This window comes from Frankia sp. AgKG'84/4, assembly GCF_023242965.2.
Classification (GTDB): domain Bacteria; phylum Actinomycetota; class Actinomycetes; order Frankiales; family Frankiaceae; genus Frankia.
This window is the reverse complement of record NZ_JALKFU020000664.1, coordinates 1-618: the sequence shown is the minus strand read 5'-3', so window position 1 is coordinate 618 and position 618 is coordinate 1. Positions and strand designations below refer to the sequence as shown.

The 618-nt window shown below is 70.4% G+C and carries 1 protein-coding gene; it reads left to right on the top strand.

Features of this window, described 5'->3' with window-relative positions; genetic code table 11:
• A partial coding sequence (locus MXD58_RS24520) for a ketoacyl-synthetase C-terminal extension domain-containing protein (protein ID WP_284678837.1) occupies window positions 1-618 on the top strand: 618 nt, incomplete at both ends.

Here is a 618-nt window from a genome sequence, read left to right as displayed (position 1 = left end):
CGCAGGCGTTGCTGGCGACCTACGGGCAGGGTCGGGACGCGGACCGGCCGCTGTGGGTGGGATCGGTCAAGTCGAACGTCGGGCACACCCAGGCGGCGGCGGGCGTGGCCGGTGTGATCAAGATGGTGATGGCGATGCGGCACGGGGTGGCGCCCAGAACGCTGCACGTCGACGCGCCGACCCCGAACGTCGACTGGGCCACGGGCGCGGTCCAGCTCCTGACGCAGACGACGCCGTGGCCCACGGACGGCCCGCGCCGGTCCGGGGTGTCCGCGTTCGGCATCAGCGGCACCAATGCCCACGTGATCCTCGAAGTGGACCCGAACACCGACGTCGAGGTCGCCGCCGGTGACGGCACCACCGGCTCCGGTTCACCGGCCGTCCTGGTGGATTCCACCGTCGTTGTCCCGCCTGTTTCCGGGGTGGATTCCCCGGTGGACTCACCGGCCGGTTCGGTTGGTTCTTCGCCGGCTTCTCCGGTTGTCGTGCCGGCGGTGTTTCCGTGGGTGGTGTCGGGTCGGGATGCGGCGGGTCTTTCGGCGCAGGCGGGTCGGTTGTCGGCGTTTGTGTCGGCGCGGCCTGAGCTGGGTCTGGGGGATGTGGGTTTTTCGTTGGTGT